General features: G+C 62.6%; 28 protein-coding genes. 12 read left to right on the plus strand and 16 right to left on the minus strand.

The annotated features are described in order from the left end of the window. Window positions 1-2 precede the first annotated feature (2 nt). From AMC99_RS08515 to AMC99_RS14270, 6 genes are read right to left on the minus strand one after another with little or no spacing between them, the layout of a single operon-like run. The gene (locus AMC99_RS08515; protein WP_061925434.1) at window positions 3-1,205 is read right to left on the minus strand and encodes a parallel beta-helix domain-containing protein; all 1,203 of its coding nucleotides are present in this window, start codon (window positions 1,203-1,205) and stop codon (window positions 3-5) included. A 55-nt stretch (window positions 1,206-1,260) separates the two neighbouring features. Further along, window positions 1,261-2,862: an NAD(P)(+) transhydrogenase (Re/Si-specific) subunit beta gene (locus tag AMC99_RS08520; RefSeq protein ID WP_061925437.1), complete on the minus strand. Its 1,602-nt coding sequence runs from the start codon at window positions 2,860-2,862 to the stop codon at window positions 1,261-1,263. Next, window positions 2,862-3,146: an NAD(P) transhydrogenase subunit alpha part 2 gene (locus AMC99_RS08525; protein WP_061925440.1), complete on the minus strand. Its 285-nt coding sequence runs from the start codon at window positions 3,144-3,146 to the stop codon at window positions 2,862-2,864. Before AMC99_RS08525 ends, AMC99_RS08520 begins: the two co-directional genes overlap by 1 nt. Before the next feature lies 1 nt (window position 3,147). Next, window positions 3,148-3,504 (minus strand): hypothetical protein, encoded by a 357-nt coding sequence (locus AMC99_RS08530; RefSeq protein WP_061925443.1) that lies wholly within the window; start codon window positions 3,502-3,504, stop codon window positions 3,148-3,150. Between the two features lie 17 nt (window positions 3,505-3,521). Beyond that, window positions 3,522-4,643 carry an NAD(P) transhydrogenase subunit alpha gene (locus AMC99_RS08535; protein ID WP_061925445.1) on the minus strand — a complete coding sequence of 374 codons (1,122 nt, stop codon included), beginning with the start codon at window positions 4,641-4,643 and terminating at the stop codon, window positions 3,522-3,524. A gap of 13 nt (window positions 4,644-4,656) precedes the next feature. After that, window positions 4,657-4,779, minus strand: coding sequence for a hypothetical protein (locus AMC99_RS14270; RefSeq protein WP_257719950.1), 123 nt, complete (start codon window positions 4,777-4,779; stop codon window positions 4,657-4,659). Between the two features lie 170 nt (window positions 4,780-4,949). Here AMC99_RS14270 and AMC99_RS08540 point away from each other — a divergent pair, with 170 nt between their 5' ends. Both AMC99_RS08540 and AMC99_RS08545 read left to right on the plus strand, forming a co-directional pair. After that, entirely contained in the window at window positions 4,950-6,368 is a 1,419-nt protein-coding gene (locus AMC99_RS08540) for a sigma-54-dependent transcriptional regulator (RefSeq protein ID WP_061925448.1), read from the plus strand. A 19-nt stretch (window positions 6,369-6,387) separates the two neighbouring features. Continuing rightward, window positions 6,388-7,146: an SDR family NAD(P)-dependent oxidoreductase gene (locus AMC99_RS08545; protein WP_061925451.1), complete on the plus strand. Its 759-nt coding sequence runs from the start codon at window positions 6,388-6,390 to the stop codon at window positions 7,144-7,146. Between the two features lie 5 nt (window positions 7,147-7,151). Here AMC99_RS08545 and folP read toward each other — a convergent pair whose 3' ends face one another. Together folP and AMC99_RS08555 are read right to left on the minus strand one after the other, a co-directional pair. Then, entirely contained in the window at window positions 7,152-8,267 is a 1,116-nt protein-coding gene (gene folP, locus AMC99_RS08550; RefSeq protein WP_061925453.1) for a dihydropteroate synthase, read from the minus strand. Window positions 8,268-8,414: 147 nt separating this feature from the next. Further along, window positions 8,415-9,572: a site-specific DNA-methyltransferase gene (locus AMC99_RS08555; protein ID WP_061927862.1), complete on the minus strand. Its 1,158-nt coding sequence runs from the start codon at window positions 9,570-9,572 to the stop codon at window positions 8,415-8,417. Window positions 9,573-9,837: 265 nt separating this feature from the next. Here AMC99_RS08555 and AMC99_RS08560 point away from each other — a divergent pair, with 265 nt between their 5' ends. Continuing rightward, window positions 9,838-10,536: a sulfotransferase family protein gene (locus tag AMC99_RS08560; RefSeq protein WP_061925456.1), complete on the plus strand. Its 699-nt coding sequence runs from the start codon at window positions 9,838-9,840 to the stop codon at window positions 10,534-10,536. Here AMC99_RS08560 and AMC99_RS08565 read toward each other — a convergent pair. Further along, window positions 10,533-11,471 (minus strand): calcium/sodium antiporter, encoded by a 939-nt coding sequence (locus AMC99_RS08565; protein WP_061925460.1) that lies wholly within the window; start codon window positions 11,469-11,471, stop codon window positions 10,533-10,535. The genes AMC99_RS08560 and AMC99_RS08565 overlap by 4 nt on opposite strands. Before the next feature lie 27 nt (window positions 11,472-11,498). Continuing rightward, window positions 11,499-12,122: a ribonuclease HII gene (locus AMC99_RS08570; protein ID WP_061925463.1), complete on the minus strand. Its 624-nt coding sequence runs from the start codon at window positions 12,120-12,122 to the stop codon at window positions 11,499-11,501. On the opposite strand from AMC99_RS08570, the gene AMC99_RS08575 reads away from it, so the two are divergent. The 6 genes from AMC99_RS08575 to AMC99_RS08600 all read left to right on the plus strand — a co-directional run bounded on the left by AMC99_RS08575 (window position 12,121) and on the right by AMC99_RS08600 (window position 17,019). After that, window positions 12,121-13,293 (plus strand): PQQ-dependent sugar dehydrogenase, encoded by a 1,173-nt coding sequence (locus tag AMC99_RS08575; RefSeq protein ID WP_061925467.1) that lies wholly within the window; start codon window positions 12,121-12,123, stop codon window positions 13,291-13,293. The genes AMC99_RS08570 and AMC99_RS08575 overlap by 2 nt on opposite strands. 66 nt (window positions 13,294-13,359) lie before the next feature. Beyond that, window positions 13,360-13,899 (plus strand): GNAT family N-acetyltransferase, encoded by a 540-nt coding sequence (locus tag AMC99_RS08580; protein WP_061925470.1) that lies wholly within the window; start codon window positions 13,360-13,362, stop codon window positions 13,897-13,899. Between the two features lie 49 nt (window positions 13,900-13,948). After that, window positions 13,949-14,497: a DUF1285 domain-containing protein gene (locus tag AMC99_RS08585; protein WP_061925473.1), complete on the plus strand. Its 549-nt coding sequence runs from the start codon at window positions 13,949-13,951 to the stop codon at window positions 14,495-14,497. After that, window positions 14,494-15,102, plus strand: coding sequence for a CoA pyrophosphatase (locus AMC99_RS08590; protein WP_061925476.1), 609 nt, complete (start codon window positions 14,494-14,496; stop codon window positions 15,100-15,102). The genes AMC99_RS08585 and AMC99_RS08590 overlap by 4 nt, the downstream gene beginning before the upstream one ends. Continuing rightward, window positions 15,092-16,285 carry a CCA tRNA nucleotidyltransferase gene (locus AMC99_RS08595; protein WP_061925479.1) on the plus strand — a complete coding sequence of 398 codons (1,194 nt, stop codon included), beginning with the start codon at window positions 15,092-15,094 and terminating at the stop codon, window positions 16,283-16,285. Before AMC99_RS08590 ends, AMC99_RS08595 begins: the two co-directional genes overlap by 11 nt. Before the next feature lie 224 nt (window positions 16,286-16,509). After that, complete coding sequence (locus AMC99_RS08600) at window positions 16,510-17,019, plus strand: hypothetical protein (RefSeq protein WP_061925482.1); 510 nt, start codon at window positions 16,510-16,512, stop codon at window positions 17,017-17,019. A gap of 60 nt (window positions 17,020-17,079) precedes the next feature. On the opposite strand, the gene AMC99_RS08605 is transcribed toward AMC99_RS08600, so the two are convergent. Then, window positions 17,080-17,577 (minus strand): hypothetical protein, encoded by a 498-nt coding sequence (locus AMC99_RS08605; RefSeq protein WP_061925485.1) that lies wholly within the window; start codon window positions 17,575-17,577, stop codon window positions 17,080-17,082. Window positions 17,578-17,706: 129 nt separating this feature from the next. Further along, window positions 17,707-20,010 (minus strand): DNA topoisomerase IV subunit A, encoded by a 2,304-nt coding sequence (gene parC / locus AMC99_RS08610; protein ID WP_061925487.1) that lies wholly within the window; start codon window positions 20,008-20,010, stop codon window positions 17,707-17,709. Window positions 20,011-20,107: 97 nt separating this feature from the next. Between parC and AMC99_RS08615 the strand changes: the two genes are divergently transcribed. Continuing rightward, a complete protein-coding gene (locus AMC99_RS08615; protein ID WP_061925490.1) occupies window positions 20,108-20,647 on the plus strand; it encodes a type 1 glutamine amidotransferase domain-containing protein in 540 nt (179 codons plus the stop codon). 89 nt (window positions 20,648-20,736) lie between these two features. Here AMC99_RS08615 and AMC99_RS08620 read toward each other — a convergent pair whose 3' ends face one another. The 3 genes from AMC99_RS08620 to AMC99_RS08630 are packed head-to-tail and all read right to left on the minus strand — an operon-like array spanning window position 20,737 to window position 23,146. Next, window positions 20,737-21,066 (minus strand): 2Fe-2S iron-sulfur cluster-binding protein, encoded by a 330-nt coding sequence (locus tag AMC99_RS08620; protein ID WP_232301547.1) that lies wholly within the window; start codon window positions 21,064-21,066, stop codon window positions 20,737-20,739. Between the two features lie 2 nt (window positions 21,067-21,068). Next, complete coding sequence (locus AMC99_RS08625; protein ID WP_061925495.1) at window positions 21,069-22,142, minus strand: cysteine desulfurase family protein; 1,074 nt, start codon at window positions 22,140-22,142, stop codon at window positions 21,069-21,071. Further along, window positions 22,139-23,146, minus strand: coding sequence for a cysteine desulfurase family protein (locus AMC99_RS08630; protein ID WP_232301356.1), 1,008 nt, complete (start codon window positions 23,144-23,146; stop codon window positions 22,139-22,141). Before AMC99_RS08630 ends, AMC99_RS08625 begins: the two co-directional genes overlap by 4 nt. 190 nt (window positions 23,147-23,336) lie before the next feature. Here AMC99_RS08630 and AMC99_RS08635 point away from each other — a divergent pair, with 190 nt between their 5' ends. Further along, window positions 23,337-23,993: an alpha/beta hydrolase gene (locus AMC99_RS08635; protein WP_061925501.1), complete on the plus strand. Its 657-nt coding sequence runs from the start codon at window positions 23,337-23,339 to the stop codon at window positions 23,991-23,993. 138 nt (window positions 23,994-24,131) lie between these two features. After that, window positions 24,132-24,803, plus strand: a complete 672-nt coding sequence (locus AMC99_RS08640) for an energy transducer TonB (protein ID WP_061925504.1) — start codon at window positions 24,132-24,134, stop codon at window positions 24,801-24,803. Here the strand turns inward: AMC99_RS08640 and AMC99_RS08645 are convergent, their stop codons facing one another. Beyond that, window positions 24,804-25,004 (minus strand): hypothetical protein, encoded by a 201-nt coding sequence (locus AMC99_RS08645; protein WP_061925509.1) that lies wholly within the window; start codon window positions 25,002-25,004, stop codon window positions 24,804-24,806. Window positions 25,005-25,025: the final 21 nt, after the last annotated feature.

A 25,025-nucleotide genomic window follows, 5' to 3' on the forward strand; every position in this document is an offset into this window, starting at 1 on the left:
GGTCAGATACGGTCGAACAGCCGTTCCGGCGCGCCGATTTCACCGAATTCCCACGGTTGCCCGTAGGCCGGAAGATCGCCCGGGCCGGGCTGCGCTTCCGCGAGAGGCTGTCCCTGGCGCGTCAGGTTAAGGGTCCACGAAGAGATCTCGGGCGTTGCAAGCAGTGCGGGATTGTCTTTGTCCTGATTCAGTCCGTCCCACATGATCGGCGGCAGGGCACCACCGAAGCCCGCCAGCAATTGCTCTGCCCCGTCAAGCTGCGGGTCGGTCGAACCTTCATCGACGTCGTTCTCTGCAATCACGACTTCGCGCGGGAAGGGATTGTAGCGCGCATCGTCAAACGGCTTCGTATAGGCGGCGATGATGAAGGATGCGGTGGGATTGTCGCGCACGATATTGTCGCTGATCCAGACCTTCTCGTTCGCCATCACCATGATGCCCGTTCCGCGCCGGACGCCCGCAACGATATTGCCCGGCGGAGCAAAGTTCGCGGTCTTGTTACCCACGACGAGGTTCTGTTTCAGGATGACATTGCCGCCGCCCATAACTGGCAGGCCGGGCAGGTCGAAGACGAGGATCCCGCCGGTGTTGCGGGTGACAAAGTTGCGCTCCACGATGGCATCGCGGCTGTTCTCAATCTCGATCCCGGCGACATTGTCGGTCGCGATGGAATCGCGGACCGTGATCTTCTTCGACTGCCCGACATAGATGCCGGCATCGGATGCGCCCGACACCTCGCAGGCATCGACCAGGATGCCGGTGCTTTCGACCGGATAGATGCCGTAGGCGCCATTGGTGGCTGCCGGACCATTGGTCCAGGTTACCCTGATGCGGTGATAGACGATGTCATCCGCACCCTTCGACTTGATCCCGTCACCCTTGGGATTCTCGAGCGCGAAATTGCGCAGCGTCACGCCATCGCTGGTTACCAGCAGCCCCTCGCCCGCATCACGCTGGCCGGTGAAATCGAGCACCGTCGCTTCCATCCCGGCACCGCGAACGGTGACATTGTCGACATCGAGGCTGAGCCCGTCGCTGATGGCAAATCGCCCGGCACCGAGAACAATTTCGTCACCGGGTTCGGCAAGGATCAGGGCCTCTTGCAAACGTTCCTGCGCTCCCGCGCCCGCGGCAACCTCGTGCGTTGCGGCGGCAAGGCTCGATGCGCTCAGCAGCGCAAGGGTGGAAATGACGGTGCGGATCATGGTCGCTCTCCCTTGCAAGCCATTGTGCCGCAAGGGAGAAAGATTGCAAGCGCCGCTAGTCGAGCGCCTTGACGATTTCCTCGACCATTTTCTTCGCATCGGCCAGCAACATCATGGTCTGGTCCATGTAGAAAACGTCATTATCGACGCCCGCATAGCCCACGCCGCCCATCGAACGCTTGATGAAGAAGACCTGCTTGGCCTTGTCCACGTCGAATACGGGCATGCCGTAGATGGGCGAAGACTTGTCGGTCTTGGCCGCAGGGTTCACCACGTCGTTTGCGCCGATGATGAAGGCGACATCGGCCTGCGCGAATTCGCTGTTGATGTCTTCGAGTTCGAAGACGTTCTCGTAAGGCACCTGCGCTTCGGCCAGCAGCACGTTCATGTGCCCCGGCATGCGCCCGGCGACGGGGTGGATGGCGTATTTCACCTCGACGCCCTTTTCCTCGAGGATGTCCGCCATTTCGCGAAGCGCGTGCTGCGCCTGCGCCACAGCCATGCCGTAGCCGGGGATGATGATGACCTTTTCCGCCTGTTCGAGCATGAAGGCGGCATCGGCCGCGCTGCCCTGCTTGTAGGGGCGCTGTTCCTTCGCTTCGCCGCCCGCGCCCGAGCCTGCATCGGCACCGAACCCGCCTGCGATCACGGAGATGAAACTTCGGTTCATCGCGCGGCACATGATGTAGCTGAGGATTGCGCCCGAAGAGCCGACCAGCGCGCCGGTGATGATCATCGCCGTATTGCCGAGCGTAAAGCCCATCGCCGCTGCGGCCCAGCCCGAATAGCTGTTCAGCATCGAGACCACGACCGGCATGTCCGCCCCGCCGATGGGGATGATGAGCAGGAAGCCAATGACGAAGGCGAGCACCGTCAGCGCGACGATCAGCGGCATGGTCTCGGCAGGTCCGGCCATGGCGAACAGTGCGGTCAAAACGATGATCGCAGCGAGCGTGCCGAGGTTGATGACGTGCCGAGCGGGCAGCAGGATCGGCGAACCGCTCATCCGCCCCGACAGCTTGGCAAAGGCGATGACCGAGCCGGAAAAGGTGATCGCCCCGATCGCGATACCGAGACCCATCTCGACCTTTGAGACTGCGCCTATGCCGGTTTCAGTGAGCAAGCCGAAAGCCTCAGGGTTGAGATAGGCCGCCCAGCCCACCAGCACCGCGGCAAGGCCGACAAGGCTATGGAAGGCCGCGACCAGCTCGGGCATCGCGGTCATGGCGATGCGGCGGGCTATGGTGACGCCGATGATTGCACCGATGGCAATAGCAGCGAGAATTTCGCCGATAGACGCCCAATCGGGAGTGATCACACCTCCACAAGGTCCTGGCCCGTCGAAGCCAAAGGACCCCGAACAATCTATCGTGCTGGGGTCAATATAGGGCCAATGAGTAACCAACGTCGTCATCACCGCAATCAGCATACCGATCATGCCGAAGCGGTTGCCCGTCCGGCTCGTCGCGGGCGAGGACAGGCCGCGCAGCGCGAGGATGAAGAAAACGCCCGACACGAGATAGGCAAGCGCTACCCACGGGTTCACCGGTGCGTGCGCGGCAGCAGCCTCGCCCACAGTACCCAGAACCTCGCGACCGTTCTCGTCGATGAATTGGAAGTCGGTGCCCGGAGGCACGGAAAGCGCAGGAACGCCCATCACTTGCGCTCCTTCTTCTTGTACATGGCGAGCATTCGCGCCGTCACTGCAAAGCCGCCGAAGATGTTCACACTCGCAAGCACGATGCCGAGCAGCCCCAGCCACTTCGCCCCGGGCACATCCGCAGCTGCCGCCGCGATCAGCGCGCCGACGATAATCACCGAGGAGATCGCATTGGTAACCGCCATCAGCGGCGTGTGCAGCGCGGGCGTGACCGACCAGACCACGTAATAGCCGACGAAACACGCCAGCACGAAAATCGAAAGGATCGAGATAAAGTCCATGTCAGTCCCCGGTTACCGGTCTCTTGGCAGTCCACGGCAGCACGAAACTGCGGCCCTCTGACCAGGTCTGCCCGATCATGTTGCCATCCACGAGGCACGCCGAGGTATGATAATACCCGCTGCCGTCGGTGGTACGGAAGGCAACACAGGTCCTGCCCTGTGCCGTTCCCGCTTTTCCAGCAAGAATTTCGCTGTTGTAGAAACTGCCGCCAACGGAGCCGTCGTTGCCGACAGTTAGCACCATCGGCTGAGAATAGGATTGGTCGTCGAGGTTCAACCTCAAGTTGACGGTCCATGCGCCCGAAAGCGCCTCGGCACGCTCTTCAGCAGGCGTTGCCGCCACTAGCATCAAAGCCATGAGCGGAAGCAGAGCCCTCAACCCGCCAGCCTCTCGTTCACGACCTTGCCGCCCTGCGTCAAACGCACGGCATTGCCGATCTCCTCGTCGAGCACAGGCTTGCCCGCTTCCTTGTCCCAGAAGGCGGAGAGGAAATTGAAGTGGTTGCGAGCAAACAGCGCCGAAGCGTCCGCCGCAAGATGGCCCGGCGTGTTCGAATAACCGACGATCTTCACGCCATGTTTCACGACCACCTGGTCGGCCACAGAGCCTTCGACGTTGCCGCCCTGGGCCACCGCGAGGTCGAAAATCACGCTGCCGGGCTTCATCGTCGCAATCTGCGCGTCCGAGATCAGCCGCGGCGCGGCCCTGCCCGGAATGAGCGCAGTGGTGATCACGATGTCCTGCTTGGCGATGTGGCCGGACACCAGCTCGGCCTGCGCCTTCTGGTATTCCTCGCTCATTTCGGTGGCGTAACCACCCGAGCCTTCGCCCTCGATCCCTTCGACGCTTTCGACGAAAATCGGCTTGGCGCCGAGCGATTGGATCTGTTCTTTCGTCGCGCTGCGAACGTCGGTCGCCGAAACCTGCGCACCCAGACGCTTGGCCGTCGCTATCGCCTGAAGCCCTGCAACGCCCACGCCCATGACGAAAACCTTGGCCGCCTGCACCGTGCCGGCAGCGGTCATCATCATCGGGAAGGCGCGGCCATATTCGTTCGCTGCGACCAGCACCGCCTTGTAGCCAGCGAGGTTCGACTGGCTGGAAAGCACGTCCATGCTCTGCGCACGGGTGATGCGCGGCATGAATTCCATTGAAAGCGCCTCGAAACCGGCCTTTGCATAGGCATCGACCGTGTCGCGCCGTGTGAATGGATCGAACAGCGCTGCGACCCACGCCCCTGCATTCGCGCCTGCCAGATCGGCAACATCCGGTGCCTGAATGCCGAGCACGATGTCGGCGCCCTTCACCACGTCCTTCGCACCGGCGACGGATGCTCCCGCCTCAGCATAGGCCGCATCGGTGATCGAGGCGCCTTCGCCTGCCCTACTCTCGACGGCTACTTCGGCGCCCAGGCCGATGAATTTCTTCACCGTTTCGGGCGTGGCGGCAACGCGCTGCTCACCGGCAGCGCGTTCTTTCAGGATAGCGATCCGCAAGGGCTATCGCCGCTTAGTCGGCAATCAGGACGACTACGACGAGAGTGATGACCGCGATGAGCGGCACCGTCCATTTGAGGCTGGCGATGAAGCTGTCGTACATCTTTTCAGCCGATTTCATATCCTGCGAAGCCATGATTATCCCTGTAGTGAAGGCAAAAACTGGCGTCGGTCTATCGCGCATTCCGGCCAACCTCAAGTGACCATGCAGCCGGACAGGCGATAGCATCCTTATCAGCCTTAATAGGCTCTTTACTCCTCACCGTTAAAGCTGACCGCGTTTCACATCGGGACGGTTTGAGGGATATGGGGACGAGCGACCAACGCCTGTTGATGTTGATCGACGACGAACCGGCACAGAGCCGGTTGATCTCGGCGCTTGCCTCGCGAGAGGGATGGCGCACGATCGTCGCCGCCGACTCAGAAACCGCCATCGCCATGCTCGGCACACGAGAGGGCATGCAGCTGTCTGCGATCATCCTCGACCAGTGGGTGCCGGGTGACGACGCCTGCGCGCTGATCGAAGAACTGAAGAGCCGCCGCCCCGCGCTGCCCATCCTCATGCTGACGACGAGCGCCTCTCCGCTGCTGGCGGTTGAGGCCATGCGCGCCGGCGCCTCCGACTACCTGATAAAACCGGTCGCTCCTGATCGCCTGATGGAAGCGTTGCGTGCTGCGACAGAGCGGTCTTCCTCGCAGGACGAGCTCCAGCCGCTGACGGAAAAAATGCACGCATCGCTCGATTTCGACGCGATGATCGGCACCGCGCCCAAGTTCCGCACGGCACTTGCCCAGGCGGCAAAGACAGCTCGAGGGCACGGCCATGTGTTGATCGAGGGCGAAAACGGCACGGGCAAGGAAATGCTGATGCGCGCCATGCATGCGGCAAGTCCGCGTGCGAAGGCTCCGTTTCGCATCATCAACATCGGCGGCGTTCCGGCCAACTCGGTCGAATCGGTGCTTTTCGGCCATGAACCCAACGCCTTTGCCGGCGCTTTCGATCGCCAGATCGGGGCATTCCAGCATTGCGACGGCGGCACGCTGGTTCTCGATGAGATCGATCGCCTGTCTGAAAGCCTGCAGGACCAGCTGTTCGAGGTTGTCGAGAAGGGCATCGTTCGTCCGCTGGGCGCAAGCCACGGTTTCCGCGTCGATGTGCGGCTGCTGACGGCAAGCAATTTCCCGATGGAGCAGCTCGTCGAGAGCGGGCATTTCCGCGCCGACCTGCATGCAGCGCTTGCCGCCACGACGATCAAGCTTCCTCCCTTGCGCGAACGAGCGAGCGATATTTCCGCTCTGACCCGTCATTTCCTCGCCCGCATCGGCGAACAGCCCGGCCTCGTGCACCTGTCGATTACCGACAGCGCGCTCGCCTTGCTGGGTGCCTATGATTGGCCCGGAAACGTCCGCCAGCTGCAATCCGTGCTGTTCCGCGCCGCCGTCTATTGCGAAGGCGAAACGCTGACGGCTGACAGCTTCCCGCAATTGTCCGAACTGCTCGGCGGTCCGCAGGAAATCGTCAGTCCGATCCATGAAGGCGTAGGCGTGATGCTCTACACCGAGGACGGCAACCTCCGCGCGCTCGAGGAAATCGAAGCTGACGTCATCCGCCTCGCCATCGGCCATTATCGCGGACGCATGACCGAAGTCGCCCGGCGCCTCGGCATCGGACGCTCCACGCTTTACCGCAAGCTCTCAGACCTCGGCATAGACAGCGCAGCTTAAGGCGGTTAGCCCGCTGCGCATGTCTGAACTCAAGGATTTTGCCGGGCGCACTGCGCTCGTTACGGGCGCTGCTTCGGGTATCGGGGCAGCATGTGCGAAAGCTCTCGCCGAACGCGGAGCCGATACGCTCTGGCTCGTCGACACCGATGAAGCCGGGCTCGATGCGCTCGACCTCCCTTGCACCGTCCACCGCATAACCGGCAGCGTCGCCGATCCGGCCTTGTGGCAGCGGCTCGAGGGCGAATGGGAAGCGCTCGACCATGCTGTCGTCAACGCGGGCATCGGGTCTGGCGGGCAGATCGCCGAACTCGATTTCGCGGACTGGCGCAAGGTCATGGACGTGAATCTCGACGGGGCGTTCCTGACCCTCGCCGCCGCCATGCGCGCCATGGCGCAAAAGGGTGGGAGCGCAGTCGTCACGTCCTCGACAACCGGGATCAAGCCGATCGCCGGCATCGGTCCCTATGGCGTGGCGAAAGCGGCGGTTGCGCACATGGCGCGGATCGCGGCGCTGGAAGGCGCACCGAAGAACATTCGCGTGAACGCCATTGCCCCGGGCGGCGTCGATACCGCGATCTGGAACAGCTCCGAAGACTTCAAGCGATCGGTCGAGGCACAGGGCCGCGAAGCGACATTGAAGGCGATGGCGGGGACGACCCCTTCGGGCCGGTTCGCCACTGCCGAGGAAATGGCGGACACCATCCTGTTCCTGCTGTCGGACAAGGCCGCGAACATGACCGGCCACGTGCTGGTCAGCGACGGCGGCTTTATTCTCTAGCGAGCTTAGCCCTCGGGCAATTCGCTGAAATCGGTGAGCGCCGCGTCGCGCATCCCGCGCCAGACATTGCGCGCCTGCACCGTTTCGAAAACGTCGTGAACACGCAGCAATTGCACCCCGGCATTCATTCCCGCGATCGCAACCGCCAGGCTGCCGCCCAGCCGATCGCCAACCTCAGCCTCGTTCGAGAGCGCACCGATCATCCGCTTGCGGCTTCCGCCGAGCAGGATCGGCTGGCCGAGCGCATGGAACAACGGCAGCGCATTCAGCAGCGCAAGGTTCTCCGCCAGCGATTTCCCGAAGCCGATGCCCGGATCGAGCACGATCTTCGAGCGCGATATGCCATTCGACACGGCCTCGTCGCGTCGTGCGGCGAGCCAGTCGAACACGTCGAACACGACATTGTCGTAATCTGCATCGGCATGGAGGTCGTCGCCCTTGCCGGGCGCATGCATCAGGATGACTGGGCAGCCTGCACGCGCTGCAATCTCGACCGAACGCGGATCGTGGCGCAGCGCGGACACGTCGTTGGCGATATGCGCGCCAGCTTCCAGCGCGGCTTCGAGCACGCCGGCGCGCCGCGTATCGACGCTGATTGCCGCGCCCATGGCAGAGCAGTATTCGACCGCCGGCAGGACGCGATCCTTCTCGTCGCCTTCCCAGGTTGCAGGAGCACCCGGGCGGGTGCTTTCGCCGCCGATATCGATGATCGCCGCGCCCGCTTCGAGCATGGCGGAGGCATGAGCCCGCCCTGCTTCCGGATTGTCGAGAAACGCGCCGCCGTCGCTGAAACTGTCGGGCGTCACATTGAGGATGCCCATGACCTGCGGCTGGTCGAGCCGCACGGTACGCTGGCCGCATTCGAGCGGCGGGTGGACGAGGCCGAGGTTCGACCACTGGTCTTCCGCTTCGGCGGCCACGCAGTCGGGCAATCGGCCGAGAACCTCGGCAACGCTTTCGACATCGCAAAGCCAGCGTTCGGCGACTTCGCCATCGCGGCGCAGGATCACGGCAAAGCGGCTGGCATAGACCATTCCGCCGGCGAGCCGGACCGCCCGCCCTTCTTCCACCTGGGGGGCCGATGCGAGCCCGATCGGGCGGATGTAGATGCGGTCAGTCACTCGGGCATTTCCAGATGCAGGTTACCTCGGCAAATCCTACGCGATGGAACACATGGAACACAGTCCCGGCACTGGAATCGCGGGGGAGAAAACGGGGGCCGGTCATGTCGCCGTCCTAGCCCGCGAGGCAGGCGTAGGACAGGACGATCAATCCTCTGTCGCGAGGAGGTAGAGCTGGCGGGCAGCGTCGATCGGCTTCATATCGCCCCCAGACGCCGCATCCTCGTAGTGCCAGAACGACCAGCCATTGCAGCTCGGTGCGCCCTGCAGGTCCTTGCCAAGGCCATGGATGCTGCCGACCTGCTTGCCCTCGGAACCATTGAGTTCGAGCGAGCCGTCGGCGCGAACGGTGGCAACCCAGCGGCGCTTTTTGTCGAAGACTTCGGTGCCAGGCTTGAGGAAGCCGTTTTCGACCAGCGAACCGAAGGCGACGCGCGGCGCCGACTTCTTGCTCTGCATGGTTTCGATCACGCTTTCATCGAGCGGCAGTTCCTTTTCGATCCGCTTGTAGGCGGCATCGCGATAGACGTTCTCGCGTTCGCAACCGATCCACTGGCGGCCAAGACGCTTGGCCACCGCGCCGGTGGTGCCGGTGCCGAAGAACGGATCGAGGACAACATCGCCCTTTTCGGTCGTCGCAAGCAATACGCGGTAAAGCAGCGCCTCGGGCTTCTGCGTCGGGTGAACTTTCGTCCCGCCTTCTTTCAGGCGTTCGGCGCCATTGCAGATCGGCAGGACCCAGTCGCTGCGCATCTGGAGCTCGTCGTTGAGCGTCTTCATCGCGCGATAGTTGAACTGGTATTTCGACTTCTCGCCCATGCTCGCCCAGATCAGCGTTTCATGGGCATTGGTGAAGCGCGTGCCCTTGAAATTGGGCATCGGGTTCGACTTGCGCCAGACGATGTCGTTGAGGATCCAGAAGCCGAGATCCTGCAGGATCGCGCCGACGCGGAAGATATTGTGATAGCTGCCGATGACCCACAGTGCGCCATCGGGTTTGAGGACGCGGCGCGCCTCTGTCAGCCAGGCACGCGTGAAATCATCATAGGCCTTGAAGCTGTCGAATTGGTCCCAGTGATCGGTCACGGCATCGACGGCGCTGCCATCGGGGCGCGAAAGATCGCCGCCAAGCTGCAGGTTGTAGGGCGGATCGGCAAATACGCAGTCGACGCTGTTGTCGGGCAGCGAACGCATCGCTTCCACGCAATCGCCCGGCAGGATCAGCCCGGTGGGCAGGTCCGCCTGCGTTTCGACAGCTGTTTTCGCACGCGTGGCGCGCGTCTTCGTGGTCTCCAAGACCCCCATCATTCACCCCTCATCAGTCGCATCCAAGCGAGTTATCCACAGGGTGAGTCCATCGGGACTCTGCGTCAAGTGCAAAGCGATAGGCGGTTATGGTTAACAGCGCGTTAGCTATGAGAGAACAAAAAGAGTCCCGCACAAGATGTTGAGACTGCATCGATTCTCGTGACTCGACATGATGGGGTGTGACACGAAAGACTCGACATTGGCGGCAATGTGAAGAACTGTCTGTCGTCACGAGCCCCGGGTCGCCAACCGGGAGAGAAACATGACGCTGGAAGTAATCGGGGCAGGCCCCGGCCGTACGGCAACCTTCACCATGAAATTTGCGCTGGAGCATCTGGGCTTCGGTCCATGCCACCACATGGCAGAGGTTTTGGCCGATGCCCGCAGGCAGGTGCCGCTGTGGCTGGGCGTTATCAACGGCAAGCCCGATTGGGACGAAGTCTTCGACGGGTTCCGCTCTTGCGTCGACTACCCTTCCGCTTCCTACTGGCGCGAACTTGCCGACTATTACCCCCAGGCAAAGGTCATCCTGACCGTGCGCGATGCCGACGGCTGGTTCGAATCCGTCAGCGAGACGATCTTTTCAGACCAGATGCAGGCCGGCCTTGTCGGCAGCCCGACCGGCGACATGATGAAGGGGGCGATCTTCGATCACTTCGACGGCGGCGATATTCGCGACCGCGGCTTCATGACCGACTGGTACAACCGCCGGAACCAGACCGTGATCGACACGATCGCGCCCGAACGCCTGCTGGTGTTCCACCCCAAGGAAGGGTGGGAGCCACTGTGCAAGTTCTTGGGCGTACCCGTCCCGCCTGAGAAATTTCCGCGTGTGAACAGCCGCGACGAGATCCAGGAGGCCAGCCGCGAAGAGGGGATCCAACCGGGCCCCGACGAAGCCGAAGCCTTCGGCAAACGTTATATCGCGGAGCTTAAGGAGAAAGCTTTCGCTTCCGGCTAGACACCGAAGGCCAGCGCCGTGTTGACGGCGAACACCATCACCAGCCCTGCGCCGAGCACGCGGCCGATCTGCTTCGCCTTGGCAAGGATGACGAGAAGGGCCGCAGTCGATGCGGCCAGCAGGACCAGCTCGTAAAGCAGCAGGCTCGTCGGCACCGGCATGGGCGCGACGCTCATCGTGACGCCGCCGATCAGCAGGATGTTGTAGATGTTCGAACCGAGCACGTTGCCAAGAGCAAGGCCGGGCTTGCCGCGCATGGCCGCGGCGACAGAGGCAGCAAGTTCGGGCAGCGAAGTGCCGACCGCCACGACGGTGAGGCCGATCACCGTCTCGCTGACGCCGAACAGGCGCGCCATGTCGATCGCGCCGGTGACGAGCAGATTGCCTCCGAAAACGAGGATGCCGACACCGATCACAAACAGTGCGATGGCAGCGGGCAGACCATAGGACGCTTCGCCCTCGCCTTCCGCGTCGTCTTCTTCCTGCTCGTAATGCGGCGGGTGGTTGTAACGCCAGTAAACATAGGCAGCGATGCCTGCGAGCAGCACCAGGCCGACATATATCGAGGCAAGCTGCGCTGCGGTGATCGCCCACAGGACGCAGGTCGCCACCAGGGCGACGACTGCGTCGCGCTTGCCCGTCCCGCTCAGTGCAATCGGCATGACGAGCGCGGCGACGCCCAGGATAAGCAGCGTATTGGCAAGGTTCGACCCGACAACATTGCCCCATGCCAGTTCGGGCGAACCGAGCAAGGCAGCCTCGACGCTCGCCACCATTTCAGGCATCGAAGTTGCCGCGCCGACTATGACGAGTCCGGTGAACAGGCTCGACACGCCCAGCCGCTGGGCAATCGATACCGCGCCGCGGACCAGCAGTTCGCCGCCGATGAAAAGGGCCACGAGGCCGATGGCGCTATAGATAATCGCTTCGATCATGGGCTGCGATGTAGTGTGTTGCGCGGATTAGAGAAGCGTCAATTGCGCCACTGGCGCGAAACTCTGCCGATGTAGCGGCGTCGGGCCGTGGCGGCGAAGCGCATCCATGTGTTCCGCGGTGCCGTAACCCTTGTTCCGGTCCCAGCCGTATTGGGGGTGCTCGGCCGCCGCTGCCAGCATCAGCCGGTCGCGCCATTCCTTCGCAACGATCGAGGCGGCCGAAATGCTCGGCTCGATCCCGTCTCCGCCGACGATGGCCCGGGCCGGCCAGCGCCAGTCCCTGCATCGTCCGTTGGGGGTAAGGTTGCCGTCGATCAGCACCTCGTCCGGCGAAGCGCCCAGCAACTCCGTCAGCCGTCCGACCGCATCGCTCATCGCTTGCATAGTTGCGGCGAGGATATTGAGCCGGTCGATATCCGCCGGTTCGATGATCCCGACCGCCCAGGCACAGCTGGACCTGACGCTTTCGTCGAGCTGTGCGCGCCGCTTGGCCGACAGCTTCTTGGAATCGTCCAGCCCTTCGGGGTAGGCTTCGCAAAGCACCACCGCTGCAGCGACGACCGGACCTGCGAGGGGGCCACGACCGGCCTCGTCGACGCCGATCACAAGTCGCGCGGCACCAAGCCCGCGTTCAGGAGTTCCACACAGCATGAAGCAACTATCTCTCGCAGGACTATCCCTATTCCCCGCACTGGCCCTGACCGCAAGCTGTCAGGCAGCGCCAGGTGTGGACAGCGCCTCGTCTTCTGACACCGCCTTCGAGGTCGAACAGATCGCAACTTTCGACGAGCCCTGGGCGGGCACGTTCGTCCCCGGCCTCAACGTTGTGGTGGTGACGGAAAAGGCCGGCAAGCTCGTCGGCCATGACATGGACAATGGCAGGACGATCTCCTTCACCGGCTTGCCCGAGGTCGACTACGGCGGCCAGGGTGGCTTGGGCGACATCGCCTTCCTGCAGAGCGAGGCGGCCATGCCGCTTTCCGGGCGAACGATCTTCCTGAGCTTTGCCGAAGCGGGCCAGGGAGACACCCGCGGCGCCGCAGTCGGCAAGGGCACCCTGTCATGCAAGGACCGCCAGACATGCGAAGTGCGCGACTGGAAGGTCATCTGGCGCCAGTCGCCCAAGGTATCGGGCCGCGGACATTACTCGCACCGGCTGCTGTTCTCTCCGGACGAGCAATATCTTTATGTCGCGAGCGGTGAGCGGCAGAAGATGCAGCCCGCTCAGGACCTCGGCAATAATCTCGGCTCGATCGTCCGCCTGACGCTGGATGGCGTGGCGGCGACGGGCAATCCTTTCGGCTGGACCGATGAATCGGCCACTCCGGTCGAGGAGACACGGCAGGTCTGGTCCTATGGCCATCGCAACATCCTCGGCCTCGACTGGGATGCGCAAGGGCGCTTGTGGGATCTCGAGCATGGCCCGCGCGGAGGGGATGAGCTCAACCTCGTCCTGCCCGGCAAGAACTATGGCTGGCCGGTCGTTTCCAACGGCGTGCATTACAATGGCGACGCTATTCCCGACCATGACACGCGCCCCGATCTCGAGGCTCCGAAGCTGAGCTGGACGCCCGTGATCGCGCCCGGCGACATGCATTTCTATCGCGGCGACCTGTTCCCCGAATGGAAGGGCGATGCTCTGATCGCAGGTCTCGCAACCGAGGCGCTGATCCGTGTCGAGATCGACGGCGACACCGCGACCGAAGCGGCCCGCTATGGCTTCGACAATCGCCTTCGTTCGGTGTTCGAGGGACCCGACGGCGCGGTCTATCTGCTGGAAGATGCCGACAAGGGACGCCTGCTGAAGCTCACTCCGCGCTAGGGCTTTGCCCTGCCCAAGCGTATTTTGATCGACAGCGGGTGCGCTGCACCGTAATCGCGCGCGCCGATGCCGAGTCTGATCCCCCTTGCCAATGTGCCGCCCGAAATGATCGAGCAATTGCTCGACCGTGCGTTCGGGCCGGGCCGCCATGCGCGCACCGCCTATCGCATTCGCGAGGGGACCGACTGGCTCCCGGGATTGAGCTTTGCCGCGCTCGACGATGACGAAATGCTGGTCGGAACGATCCAGATCTGGCCGGTCGCGTTGACCGATCCGCAGGGTCGCCAGCACCCGCTATTGATGGTCGGCCCCGTCGCGGTAGTGCCCGAACACCAGGGCGAGGGATATGGCAAGGCGCTGATGATCGCCTCGCTCGACGCGATAGACGGCATGTCGAGCGAACAACCGGCCCTGCCGCAAGTGCTGATCGGCGATCCCGATTATTACGGCCGCTTCTTCGGCTTCCATGCCGATGCGACAGGCGGGTGGCATTGCCCCGGACCGAACGATCCGGCGCGCCTGCTGGTGCGGACGAAGAACACAGCCGTGCTGCCGCAGGAAGGCATGCTGGGCCCCTGGATGCCCGCGATTGCCGAAAACCGGTAAACGGACAGGGTTGGCGAATTAACCTCTCTCTGGCATCGCGGGATTCCGAATGCCTTACGAACCGCCCCCATATCTCGCAGAATTGTCGCTGGGTGAAATTGCCGAGCAAGTCGCTGCGCGCAAACTGCCCCCCGTTGAAGGATGGGCACCCCAGTCCAAGGGTGACAGCGAAATGCGGATCGCTGCCGATGGCACCTGGTACCATCAGGGATCGCCGATCACCCGCGATGCCATGGTCCGCGCCTTTGCCGGATTGCTGAAGCGCGACGAGGATGGACAGCATTGGCTGGTGACGCCGTTCGAGGCACTTACGATAGAAGTCGAGGATGCGGCCTTCATCGCGACCGATTGTGCACGGCGTGACGGAGGGCTGGCATTCCGTCTCAATACCGACGAGCTGCTGATTGCCGGTCCCGATCACGCCCTGCGCGCTGCAGGGGACGTGGATACGCCGGCGATCTACCTTCATGTCCGGCGCGGTTGCGAAGCGCGGCTCAATCGCAGCACTTACCAGCAGCTGGCCGAAATTGCCCTGGCCGAAGGAGACGACTGGACCGTCGAAAGCCAGGGCGAACGATATACGCTGACGCCCGAATGAGCGCACTTTTCGACCGCCTCGCAGACCTGTTCGAAAAGGGGCACCGGGAAGACATTCCCGACCTGATGACCGATTCCCGCTTTGCCGAAGCTGGCAGGGCGACAGAAGCGGCCGTGCTGATCGCGGTGACCGAAAGAGATGAACCGGGCTTGCTCCTGACCCAGCGACCGCGCGACATGCGCGACCATCCGGGACAGGTCGCCTTTCCCGGTGGCAAGATCGATCCGGGGGAAGATGCCGTGCAGGCGGCCCTTCGCGAGGCGCATGAGGAAATCGCGCTCGACCCGTCCCAGGTGAGGATCATCGGCACGACCGATCGTTACCAGACCGGTACCGGTTTCGACGTGACGCCGGTTCTAGGCGTGGTTCCCCCCGACCTCGACCTGACGCCCAACCCTGACGAGGTAGAGGCATGGTTCGAAGTGCCCCTCTCGCTGGTGCTCCGACGCGAAAACTGGACCGAGCAGGAAGTTTTCTGGCGCGGAAAGATGCGACAATATCTCGAAATGGATTATCAGGGTTTCCGGATCTGGGGCGTGACGGCGGCGATCATCGCCAACCTGTCGCGCCGGATCACGCACGGGGGGCTGTTCGATGACCGGTGAGGTCGATTTGGGGGCATTGCAGAAGGCCGAATGGCCGAAGCGCGAGGATCTTGCCGCGCTCGTCGATGCTCTCGGTAAAGACAACATGCGCTGGGTTGGCGGCGCGGTCCGCGACACCCTGTTGGGCCATCCGGTCCACGATATTGACGCTGCGACGACCCTCGAACCGCAAGAAGTCATCAACCGCCTCGACGAGGCCGGAATCCGCACCGTGCCGACGGGGATCGATCACGGTACCGTCACCGCGATCTTCGAAAGCGGCAATGTAGAGATCACGACGCTGCGGCATGACGTTTCGACCGACGGGCGCCGCGCGACGATCAATTTCGCAACCGAATGGCGCGACGATGCCGCACGGCGCGATTTCACGATCAATGCGCTCTATGCCGATCCGGTAACGCTGGAGATTTTCGACTATTTCGGCGGGCTGGACGACCTTGCGGCGCGGCGCGTGCGCTTCATCGGCGATGCGCATGAACGCATCCGCGAAGATCACCTACGTATCCTTCGGTACTACCGTTTCCAGGCCCGCTTCGGCTCCGCGCTGGACCAGCAGGCAGAAGATGCCTGTGCCGAAATGGCCGAAACACTTAAGGGCCTGTCGCGAGAACGCGTCGGCTGGGAATTGCAGAATCTGCTCACCCTGCCCGATCCGTCCGATACCGTGGCGCGCATGCTCGACCGCGGCGTGCTGAAGGTCATCCTGCCTGAAAGCTGCAAATCCTTCGTCAGGACGATGGCGACGATGATCGCGCGCGAACGGGAACAGGGGATCGATCCCGATCCGATGCGCCGCCTTGCCGCGCTGTTGCCTCCGATGCCCGAAGTTGCAGGAGAAGTCGCCTCGCGGCTGCGCCTGTCGAGATCGCAGCGCAACCGGCTCGCCTGCGTGGCCTCGCGCACCTCGTCCGACAGCGAAAACCCCCGCGCCCTCGCCTATTCGGAAGGGTTGGATTGCGCGATCGACCGGCTGCTTCTGGCAGGGGTCGATACCGGTACCGTTCGTGACTGGGAAATCCCGCAATTCCCGCTGAAAGGCGGCGCAATCGTCGCTCGCGGGGTGGCCGCCGGACCTGAAGTGGCCCGCATCCTCCAATCGATCGAACACCGCTGGGTTCGCGAAGGTTTTCCAGACGAGGCCCGCGTTTCCGAGCTGCTCGACCAGGAACTGGCCAAACGCTGACACCGTGCTTCAGCCCAGCTTCAGGCTGAGATTGCTACAAGGGGGCGGTTGTCAGGATAGCGCCCTTGTGGCTATGACCTGTCACCGCAAGGTCCCGTTCCGGGCCTTCAGGCGGTTCTCGCACCCTCTTCGTGCCGCCACCCTACAATCGAATTTTTGTCGCCTCTCCCCGCGTGAGGACAGCGGTTGGCGACGCGTCTGAAGTAACCAATTGGAGATTTTACATGAAGTTTGCGAAGCTCGCCTTCCTGGCCACCGCGCTTGCGGCGACCCCGATCGCGGCTCACGCAGCCGACGTTGCTGTGGGTGCCACCGTTTACGGACCCGAAGGCAATGAAGTCGGCAAGATCGAAAGCGTGACCAACGGCCAGGCCGTGCTCGACACCGGCAAGCACAAGGTTCCGCTGGGTGTAGAATCCTTCGGCGAAGCCGAAACCGGCCTGACCATCACCGTGACCAAGACTGTCCTCAACAAGATGATGGACGACCAGATCGCCGCCGCCAATGCGAAGCGTGACGCTGCCCTGCTGGTTGCTGCAGCAGTCGTTTCGGCTGATGGCCAGGCCGTCGGCACGGTCAAGGAAATCGACAGCGAAGCCGATGCCATCGTGGTTGAGCGCGACGCAGGTCTCGTGACCCTGAAGCGCGAACATTTCGCAGTCGACGCGAATGGCGGCCTGATGGCGCTGTTCACGCTGGAGCAGATCGACGGGGCCACCGTCGGCGCTCAGTAAGCCGAGGCTTCCATAACGAAATGAAAGGGGCCGTGGGCGGAAACGCTCGCGGCCCTTTTTCTATTCGCGCCCGAAGCTGCACCCGGGAAGGATAGCTTCTTCGAAAACCGGATCTCTCCGAACGAATTCCAGGCCGAACCGTCCTTGCATCACCTCTAGTTGGATGCAGTCGCGGTCCTTGTTGGCTTCCACGCTGTAGCGTTCATGCAGGTTGCGCGACGTCGATTGCACGACGCGGTCCCAATCGCTGTCTGGTCCAACCAGGTAAAGCTTTCGCTCCCTGTTACGCGATGTAAGGCGGCTGGCATCGTGAATGACGAAGGCCTGCTCGCCAAGGCTGGCTGGTTGCACGGACAGCGTCGCAGTATGGCGATAGGCCGCCGATGCAGCCCCTGCTCCGTACAAGGTATAAAGCAGGAGGAATACGACCCGGCCCGCCTTTGTCAGGTGCGCTTCCGCCGGTAGCCTCGCAGCAAATTTATGAGCCATAGCGATGCCGGTGATCAGCCCCGCCAGCGCGCCTACTGCCAACAACGCGAAACCTGGATTTTCGAGCATTTCGAATGCCTGAAAATGCTGGTCAATTGCGAGTACAGCGAGGGGCCCGAAAAAGGCGAGTAGGACAATTGCCGCCGGTCCAGAGTCAGGGCTCTTTCGGATCAAGCGGCGCTCCTTGCAGGTCCGGGCTTATTCGCCCGCGAACTTGTTGTCCTTGGGGAAGCCCTGTGGCGGCATGCGACCCGCCGCACCGCGCGCGACCTTCCATTGCCAGATATCGTTCTCGGTCCTCGTACGGTCGCCCTTGCCCCCCATCTGCCAGCTGAGTCCGTCTGCTAGGACAAAGGTCTTGGCATCGGACAGGCCGCCATCACGATAGCGCTGCAGGGTTACGCCCTGCCCGCGCGACATCACCGGCACTTCTTCGAGGTTGAACACCACCAGCTTGCGGTTTTCGCCAACGCAGGCGACGTGGTCATGACCTTCGCCGATGGGCCGCACCACGACCAGCTTCGCATCGCCCTTGAGGTTCACGACCTGCTTGCCCTTGCGCGTTTCGGCCAGCAATTCGCTGGTTTCGGCGACGAAGCCCTTGCCGACCGACGAACCGAGCAACAGCCGGTCCTTGGGCTGGTGGACTATCATCGCAGCGACCCGCGTTTCCGGCTCAAGGTCGATCATCGACTGGACCGGTTCGCCAAAGCCGCGCGCACCCGGCAGCTTGTCCGCGCCTAGGGTGTAGAATCGCCCGTTTTCCGCCGCGATCAGGATCTTGTCCGTCGTCTGGGCGTGGGCGATGAAGGCGAGTTCGTCGCCTTCCTTGTACTTGAATTCCTGGTCGAGCGGGACGTGACCGCTGGCCGCACGGATCCAGCCCTTCTTCGACAGGATCACCGTGACCGGTGCCTTCTCGATCATGGCGTCCATGCTGAATTCGACCGCCGGTTCGGCTTCCTCGATGCGTGTCCGGCGTTTGCCGAGCGTGGTATCTTCGCCATATTCCTTGCGCAGGGCGTTGAGGTCGCGCTTCAACCTTGTGCGCTGGCGGGCGGGCGAACCAAGCAGCTTTTCGAGCTCGTCCTTCTCTGCCAGCAGGTCGTCCTTTTCCTGGCGAAGCTGCATTTCCTCGAGCTTGCGCAAGCTCCGCAGGCGCATGTTCAGGATCGCTTCCGCCTGCCGGTCGGTGAGCTTGAATTCCTCCATCATCACTGCCTTGGGATCATCCTCGTAACGGATGATCTCGATCACGCGGTCGAGATTGAGGAAGGCGATGATATAGCCTTCGACCAGCTCCAGCCGCCGGGCGATCTGGTCGAGCCGGTGCTGGCTGCGGCGTTGCAGGATTTCGATCTGGCTCGCGGTCCAGTTCTGCAGCAGTTCCTTCAGCCCCATCACCATCGGTGTGCGGTGGGCGTCGAGCACGTTGAGGTTGAGACCGAAGCGCGTTTCGAGATCGGTGAGCTTGAACACCGATTCCTTCAGCAATTCGGGATCGACGTTGCGCGTGCGCGGAACCAGCACGATGCGGATCTGCTCGTCGCTTTCGTCGCGGACGTCTTCGAGGATGGGCAGCTTCTTGTCGGCGATCGCCTGCGCGATCTGCTCGATCAGCTTGCCCTTCTGCACCTGGTAGGGGATTTCCGAAATGACGAGCTGCCACTGGCCGCCGCCCAGCCGTTCGATCCCGGCCTCGCGATCCTCCGGCTTTTCAGCTTCGGCCGCGTGAAAGACACCGCGCACGCGGAAACTGCCGCGCCCGGTCTCATAGGCATGGGAAATGACATCGGCGCTGTCGACGATATGGCCGCCGGTTGCAAAATCGGGACCCTGGAACAGCTCCATCAGCCGCGCATGCTCGACATGGGGATTGTCGATCAGTTCCAGCGTCGCATCGATGATTTCTGCAACATTGTGGCTGGGAATATTGGTCGCCATGCCGACCGCGATCCCGCTTGCGCCATTGGCCAGCAGGTTCGGGAACAGGCCTGGGAAGATTTCGGGTTCGACCTCTTCGCCATTGTAGGTCGGGATGAAATCGACCGTCCCTTCGTCGAGGCCCGACATCAGTTGCAGCGCGGTCTTGGTCAGGCGCGCCTCGGTATAGCGATAGGCAGCAGCGTTATCGCCATCGATATTGCCGAAGTTCCCCTGCCCTTCGACCAGCGGGTAACGTAGAGCGAAATCCTGCGCGAGGCGTACCATCGCATCATAGACGGATGCATCGCCGTGCGGGTGGTATTTACCGATCACGTCACCGACCACGCGGGCCGATTTCTTGAACGCGCTCGACGGATCGAGCTTCAGCTGCCGCATCGCCCAGAGGAGGCGGCGGTGCACCGGCTTCAACCCGTCGCGCAGATCGGGCAGCGAACGCGCCGTGATCGTGCTCAGCGCATAGACGAGGTAGCGTTCCTCCAGCGCGGAATCGAAGGGTGCATCGACGATCGCGTCGAATGGATCGGGGCCTGAATCATCGAGTTCTGTGGTCGACATACATCTCGCCCTATCAGAGCCACGGCTCACCTGTCAGCATGGAACATTTCGCTTTCCCCGCCCGTTGATCAAGCGAAACCGAAACAAGGAGTTATCTATGACACGCGTACTCATCATCGCGACGGACGGCTTCGAGCAATCAGAACTTCTGGGCCCCAAGGGCAATCTCGAAGATGCCGGAATCGAAACCACTGTTGCCAGCCTCGACGACGGAGAGATCAAGGGCTGGCAGGACAAGGACTGGGGCAAAAGCGTTCTGGTCGACCTGACCGTCGATGAAGTCAGCACCGGCGATTACGATGCGCTGATGCTGCCCGGTGGCCAGATGAACCCTGACATCCTGCGCATGAACGATCGCGTCATCGAACTCGTGCGCGAATTCAACGACGCCGGGAAGCCTGTAGCCGCTATTTGCCATGCGCCGTGGCTGCTCGCCGAAGCAGGCATCCTGGACGGCAAGACCGTGACCGGGTGGCCCTCCATCCGTACCGACCTCAAGAATGCAGGTGCGCAGGTCCATGATTGCGAAGTCGCAGTCGATGGCAATCTGATCACCAGCCGAAACCCGGACGACATTCCGGCGTTCTCAAAGGCACTGATCAGCCAGCTTCAGAGCAAGATGGCCGAAGCTGCCTGATCCGACAGACTCACAGCGAGGACCCCGTCGCAGCAATGCGGCGGGGTTTTTCCATGTGAGCTAGGCGTTCGAGAATTTTCGCCGCGCAGCTACTTGCGGCGCATGTCGTAGCTTTCGATCGGGATCGTGACTGTCAGACCGTCCATTTCGGGCGTCAGCTCGATCTGGCAGGACAGGCGGCTGCACCGTTTCACACCGGCAGCGAAATCCAGCATGTCCTCTTCCTCTTCCGAGGCATCGGGCAGTTTGCCGAACCAATCATCGGCAACGATGACATGGCAGGTCGAACAGGCAATCTGCCCTTCGCATGTCCCCTCCAGCGGCATGCCGACCGCCTGTGCGACACGCAGCAGGTTGTCGCCGGCTTCGGCTGTCGCTTCTGTGACGCCACCCCTGGCGTCGATGAAGCGGACGGTAATGGTCACAAACCCTGCTCCTTCACCGCGGCGTTGATCTTCGCCGCAGCAGTCTCGACTTCTTCGAGCGTGGTGTAACGCCCGAAGCCGAAGCGGACAGAGCTTTTTGCTTGGGCGTCCGATAGTCCGATTGCTTTCAGCACGTGGCTCGGGCGGCCCGAACCACTGGCGCAGGCGCTTCCCGCGCTGAACATCACATCCCGGCATTCCGACATCAGCCGGTTCACGTCGAGCCCGTCGCGCCGGATGTTGAGATTGGCGTGCAGGCGCGCATCCTCGCCGCCGTTCAGGGTCCAGTCGGAGAACAGTTCCCTGGCGCGGTTCCACATGGCCTCGATATGATCGGCGTCCTCTTCCATCCGCTCTTTCGCGAGATGGGCGGCCGCGCCGAACCCTGCGACCAGCGCCGGGCTGAGCGTGCCGGACCTGTCGCCTTCCTGCAAACCGCCGGTGATCTGGGGATCGAGTTCGACCCCGTCGCGCACCCACAGCGCGCCGATACCCTTGGGGCCATAAAGCTTGTGCGCACTAATTGCGATCATGTCCGCGCCGGTAACCTCGATCTTGCCATAGGCCTGCACCGCATCGCACAGGTAGAGAGCGTTGTTCTCCTTCGCCTTGCGATGCCACTCGGCCGTCGGCTGGATCGTGCCGATCTCGTTATTGACCTGCATGACTGCGATCAGCCGGCAATCGGCTGGCACATCTTGGTTCGTATTGCACTGGCCATCGGCAGCGACATTCAGGAAATGCGCCTGCCCCAATGTCTTTGCCGTATCGTACACGGCGGCATGCTCGGATGAGCTTAATGATATGCTGCCGCCCCTGCCTGAACCGCGCATGGCGAGATTGATCGCCTCGCAGGCGCTTCCGGTGAATATCACGCGTCCGCCGGGTGGAAGCAGGGCCGCAACGCGCTCTCGCGCCAGTTCGATTGCGGCCTTAGCCTGCCGCCCCATGCGATGGGGCGAGTGGGGGTTTCCGAAGCCCGTCCCTTCCGGTCCGTCGAGCCAGCGCAGCATGGCATCGCGCGCTTCAGGGGCCAGCGGCGTGGTGGCTTGGTAGTCGAGATAAATCATGATCGGGCCATCCCTAACCACACATCGCAGAACCGTTCCACTTCTTCGCGGGTCGTATTCCATCCAAGGCTGACGCGGATGGTGTTGGCAGCCACTTCCGGTTCGACCTGCATCGCTTCCATGACATGGCTGGTCTTCATCGTGCCCGAAGAACAGGCGCTGCCTTGCGAGACCGCAATACCTGCCATGTCGAAGCGCATGACCTGGGCCGTCGCGCTCATGTTCGGCATGGCGATGGCGCGAATATAGGGTGTAGAGTCTAAGAGCCTGTCGGACAGCCAGGTGCCGCCCTCGGCGCGCACCTCGTCAGCCAATTGGTCAAGCGGTTTGAGTATGGCCGGGTCGAGATAGGGTTGGCCCGCTACCTCGAGTGCCGCTGCCATGCCGAGCGCCCCGGGCAGGTTCTCGGTCCCTCGACGATAGCCGCGTTCATGTCCACCGGTCGGGGACAGCATGGCATAATCTGCTACCAGCAATGCTCCGATGCCGATCGGCCCACCGAACTTGTGCGCGGACAAAACCGCCATGTCGCAAGGCGGCAGCGCCAACTTGGCCGCGCTTTGCGCACAATCCGCCAGCAGCATGCCGCCGGCATCTTCGACCATGGCAGAAATCGCCTCGAGATCCTGGCGGTTGCCGGTCTCTGAATTCACCTGCTGAACTGCGACCAGCGGATTTTCCCGCTGCAACGCTTCGCGCAAATTCTCGAGATCGAGCGCGCCGTTTGAAAGGACCGGCAATCGTTCTGCATCGGGCACCGCCTTCAGGACGGCGTCGTGTTCGACCGAACTCACCAGCCGCGCCCCTGCCTTCGCCTGTTGCAAGGCAAGGGCCGCAGCTTCGCTCGCGCCGCTGGTGAAAATCAGCTCGTAGTTCTTGTCACCTTGGCCCAACCCGAGGCGCGCCTTGATCCGCTCGCGCGCATCTTCCAGTGCGGCGCGCGCCTTGCGCCCTTCGGCATGCGGGCTCGATGGGTTGGCCCAGATGCGAAACCCCTCTTCCATCGCCGCGCGCGCTTCGGGGCGCAGCGGGGAGGTTGCGGCATGATCGAGATAGATGCGTTCAGGAATGGGTCGCCCCCGATGGTCACGTGCGCGAAATGATTGCGATTTTTACATCACGCCCTATATAGCCACCGACTTCGCATAGGCCACCCGGCCGCTCGCGAATTGGCCATTTTCTGCAAGGTTTTCGATGCCCTCAGTCATCTTTCCCGGCCCCGAAGGCCGTCTCGAAGGTCGTTTCTCCCCTCCGCCGCGTCCGCGTGCGCCTGTTGCAATGATCCTGCACCCGCATCCTGAAGGCGGCGGCACGATGAACGATCGCATCGTCCAGCGTCTGTACAAGACATTCGCCGACCGCGGTTTCGCGACCCTGCGCTTCAACTTCCGCGGCGTCGGCCGCAGCCAGGGCAGCTTCGACAATGGGATCGGTGAACTTTCGGACGCTGCATCGGCGCTCGACTGGGTCCAGTCGATCCACCCCGAAGCACAGACGACCTGGGTTGCCGGCTACAGCTTCGGTGCGTTGATCGGCATGCAGCTGCTGATGCGCCGCCCCGAAGTGCGCGGCTTCATCTCGGTCGCACCGCCGGCCAACATGTACGACTTCAGCTTCCTTGCCCCCTGCCCTGCCAGCGGCATCTTCATCCAGGGTGCAGCCGATACGGTCGTGCAGCCGGGCGCCGTCCAGAAGCTGGTCGACAAGCTGCGCACGCAGAAGCACATCACGATCCATCACGAGGAAATTCCCCGTGCCAACCATTTCTTCGAAAACGAAATGGAAGACCTGATGGGTTCGGTCGACAACTACCTCGACTTCCGCCTCTCGCCGGACTGCCCGATCAAGTAATCGGGCGTCCGCAAGGGTCCACCACACCAAAGGTCCTGATTTGCAACGCGAAATCTCTTGCCTCAGAAATGTTATGTTGTAACATTGCACATATGGAGTCGCCAAGGCGCGGCTTCGCAAAGTGAGAGGAGCCGCATCATGAGCTATGTTTCGCAGAGCCATGCCAACCGCCCCGCCGCCGTTGCGGGGGTTATTGCCATCCACGCCGGACTGGGCGCGATCATCGTGCTCGGCCTGCAGACAAATGTCGTCAACCTGATCACCGATGGTCCGGTCGCCGCGTTCGATGTGAAGGACGAGGTCGAGCCACCGCCTCCCCCGCCTCCGCCGGTCGATGAGCCCCAGGTCGACCCGGTGACGCCGCCGCTCTACGTCCCGCCGGCACCCATTCCGCTGCCCACAAAGCCGAACTTCGTCGATACGACATCGGAATTGCCGCCGATGACCGACGAAGTGATCCTTAAAGTGCTGCCCCCTGTTCGTGAAACCCCACCCGTCAAACCGACGGGCATGCCTGCCGAAGGCGCAAGCCCGCGCAACAATCCGGGCGCATGGGTGACGGACGCGGACTACAAGAGCCGCTGGATCCGCGAAGGACTGTCGGGCACAGCCCGCTTCAAGCTGGAGATCGGATCGAACGGCCGTGTCGAAAGCTGCCAGATCACGCAGTCCACCGGCCACCCGGCGCTGGACGACGCGACTTGCGATCTCGTCACCAGGCGCGCCCGGTTCGATGCTGCGAAGGATACGACGGGTACGAGCACCCGCGGCACCTATTCCAATGCCGTCCGCTGGCAGATGCCGGACTGACTACTGACCCGAAACCTTGTCGAGCGGGGCATCCCCGCTCGCATCGGGCACCGTCCAGATCGCGATGTTGAGTACCGCGATCACGGCCAGGAAAACCATCAGCAGCGGGCGCTTCAACTCGCCCGTCTTGCGCCACAGCGCGACCGCGCCGATCACCAGCGCAACCGCCGCCAGCATCAGGATGGAAAGGACCGCGCTCACACCTGTCTCCGTATGGTCATG

Source organism: Altererythrobacter epoxidivorans (assembly GCF_001281485.1).
Taxonomy (GTDB): Bacteria; Pseudomonadota; Alphaproteobacteria; order Sphingomonadales; family Sphingomonadaceae; genus Erythrobacter; species Erythrobacter epoxidivorans.

Coding starts and splice junctions, on each gene's coding strand:
- AMC99_RS08635 (WP_061925501.1), top strand. CDS start 23,337: ATGCCCTCAGTCATCTTTCCCGGCCCCGAAGGCCGTCTCGAAGGTCGT.
- AMC99_RS08600 (WP_061925482.1), top strand. CDS start 16,510: ATGAAGTTTGCGAAGCTCGCCTTCCTGGCCACCGCGCTTGCGGCGACC.
- AMC99_RS08560 (WP_061925456.1), top strand. CDS start 9,838: ATGACGCTGGAAGTAATCGGGGCAGGCCCCGGCCGTACGGCAACCTTC.
- AMC99_RS08605 (WP_061925485.1), bottom strand. CDS start 17,577: ATGCTCGAAAATCCAGGTTTCGCGTTGTTGGCAGTAGGCGCGCTGGCG.
- AMC99_RS08625 (WP_061925495.1), bottom strand. CDS start 22,142: ATGATTTATCTCGACTACCAAGCCACCACGCCGCTGGCCCCTGAAGCG.
- AMC99_RS08575 (WP_061925467.1), top strand. CDS start 12,121: ATGAAGCAACTATCTCTCGCAGGACTATCCCTATTCCCCGCACTGGCC.
- AMC99_RS08520 (WP_061925437.1), bottom strand. CDS start 2,862: ATGGGCGTTCCTGCGCTTTCCGTGCCTCCGGGCACCGACTTCCAATTC.
- parC (WP_061925487.1), bottom strand. CDS start 20,010: ATGTCGACCACAGAACTCGATGATTCAGGCCCCGATCCATTCGACGCG.
- AMC99_RS08590 (WP_061925476.1), top strand. CDS start 14,494: ATGAGCGCACTTTTCGACCGCCTCGCAGACCTGTTCGAAAAGGGGCAC.
- AMC99_RS08615 (WP_061925490.1), top strand. CDS start 20,108: ATGACACGCGTACTCATCATCGCGACGGACGGCTTCGAGCAATCAGAA.
- AMC99_RS08545 (WP_061925451.1), top strand. CDS start 6,388: ATGTCTGAACTCAAGGATTTTGCCGGGCGCACTGCGCTCGTTACGGGC.
- AMC99_RS08525 (WP_061925440.1), bottom strand. CDS start 3,146: ATGGACTTTATCTCGATCCTTTCGATTTTCGTGCTGGCGTGTTTCGTC.
- AMC99_RS08580 (WP_061925470.1), top strand. CDS start 13,360: ATGCCGAGTCTGATCCCCCTTGCCAATGTGCCGCCCGAAATGATCGAG.
- AMC99_RS08530 (WP_061925443.1), bottom strand. CDS start 3,504: ATGGCTTTGATGCTAGTGGCGGCAACGCCTGCTGAAGAGCGTGCCGAG.
- AMC99_RS08540 (WP_061925448.1), top strand. CDS start 4,950: ATGGGGACGAGCGACCAACGCCTGTTGATGTTGATCGACGACGAACCG.
- AMC99_RS08630 (WP_232301356.1), bottom strand. CDS start 23,146: ATGGAAGAGGGGTTTCGCATCTGGGCCAACCCATCGAGCCCGCATGCC.
- AMC99_RS08515 (WP_061925434.1), bottom strand. CDS start 1,205: ATGATCCGCACCGTCATTTCCACCCTTGCGCTGCTGAGCGCATCGAGC.
- AMC99_RS08570 (WP_061925463.1), bottom strand. CDS start 12,122: ATGCTGTGTGGAACTCCTGAACGCGGGCTTGGTGCCGCGCGACTTGTG.
- AMC99_RS08595 (WP_061925479.1), top strand. CDS start 15,092: ATGACCGGTGAGGTCGATTTGGGGGCATTGCAGAAGGCCGAATGGCCG.
- AMC99_RS14270 (WP_257719950.1), bottom strand. CDS start 4,779: ATGGCTTCGCAGGATATGAAATCGGCTGAAAAGATGTACGACAGCTTC.
- AMC99_RS08585 (WP_061925473.1), top strand. CDS start 13,949: ATGCCTTACGAACCGCCCCCATATCTCGCAGAATTGTCGCTGGGTGAA.
- AMC99_RS08555 (WP_061927862.1), bottom strand. CDS start 9,572: ATGGGGGTCTTGGAGACCACGAAGACGCGCGCCACGCGTGCGAAAACA.
- AMC99_RS08640 (WP_061925504.1), top strand. CDS start 24,132: ATGAGCTATGTTTCGCAGAGCCATGCCAACCGCCCCGCCGCCGTTGCG.
- AMC99_RS08565 (WP_061925460.1), bottom strand. CDS start 11,471: ATGATCGAAGCGATTATCTATAGCGCCATCGGCCTCGTGGCCCTTTTC.